The 1,093-nt window shown below is 59.6% G+C and carries 1 protein-coding gene and 2 pseudogenes; all 3 read left to right on the top strand.

Annotated features, from left to right (window positions below; translation table 11 throughout):
* A pseudogene (locus IVB13_RS27450) lies at positions 1 to 395 on the top strand (biotin synthase); the annotation flags it as partial.
* A gap of 48 nt (positions 396 to 443) precedes the next feature.
* Positions 444 to 836, top strand: coding sequence for an aspartate 1-decarboxylase (panD, locus tag IVB13_RS27455; RefSeq protein WP_247490954.1), 393 nt, complete (start codon positions 444 to 446; stop codon positions 834 to 836).
* Positions 837 to 864: 28 nt separating this feature from the next.
* Positions 865 to 1,093: pseudogene (locus IVB13_RS27460) on the top strand (8-amino-7-oxononanoate synthase); the annotation flags it as partial.

Below are 1,093 nucleotides of genomic sequence, written 5' to 3' on the forward strand. Positions count from 1 at the left end.
GGGTGTGCAGCGGCGGCATTATCGGCATGGGCGAGCGCGTCGAGGACCGCCTTGGCATGCTCGTGCTGCTCGCCAATCTCCTCAGCCATCCAGATAGCGTTCCAATCAACATGTGGAACGAGGTCGAGGGCGTGCCGGTCAACGACACCGCGGAGCGTCCCGAACCCTTTGCGCTGGTCCGCCTAGTGGCGACCGCTCGGATCATGATGCCGAAAAGCGTCGTCCGGTTGTCCGCTGGACGGCAGTATATGACCGATGAACTGCAGGCGCTGTGCTTTCTTGCCGGCGCGAATTCGATCTTCATCGGCGACACGCTCTTGACCACCAAGAACCCGCAGCGCGATCGCGACGCGAACTTGCTGGACCGGCTCGGCATCGCGTCCAGCCTGGCCTGAATCAATCAAGCATCGCGCGGCCGCGCGCAAATCCAGCTTGGGCGAGAAATGCAGATTACGTTGATGAAAGGCAAAATCCATCGCGCCTCGGTCACCGAAGCCGACCTGCACTATGAAGGTTCGATTTCGATTGACCGTGCGCTGCTGAATGCTGCGGGATTTTTGATCAACGAACGCGTTGAAATCTACAACATCGACACTGGAGCGCGGTTTGCCACCTATGTGATCGAAGCGCCTACAGGGTCAGGCATCATAGGTCTGAATGGTGCGGCTGCCCGTCTCGCAATGCCCGGAGACAAAGTTATTATCGTTGCATATGCCTCCTTTGACGAAGCCGACGCAAAAACGTTCAAGCCGCACGTTGTGCTGGTCGACCAGAGATCGCATCTTGCCAGGCTGAAGCCGCGGGCCCGAGTTCTTCGCTGCCATCAGAACCCTTGAGAGACCGATCATACTGTCCGAGTGAAGAATGAATCCAATCCATGCGACCAAAGTTGCCGATTATGTCGCAGCCTTGCGCGCCCTGAAAGAAGACGACCGGCTGCGCGGCCTCAAGCCGCGCGCGGAGATCGATTTCGCGTCGAACGACTATCTCGCGCTGGCGAGCGCACCGCGCATGAAAAAGGCCGTCTTGGACGCGCTCGAGGCCGGTACACCGATCGGTGCCGGCGGCTCGCGGCTTTTGCGCGGCAATTGCG

This window comes from Bradyrhizobium sp. 17, from assembly GCF_023073515.1.
In the GTDB taxonomy this organism is placed as follows: Bacteria; Pseudomonadota; Alphaproteobacteria; order Rhizobiales; family Xanthobacteraceae; genus Bradyrhizobium; species Bradyrhizobium canariense_D.

Bases quoted from the DNA above. Each gene is read 5' to 3' on its own strand.
- panD (WP_247490954.1), top strand. From the start codon at position 444: ATGCAGATTACGTTGATGAAAGGCAAAATCCATCGCGCCTCGGTCACC.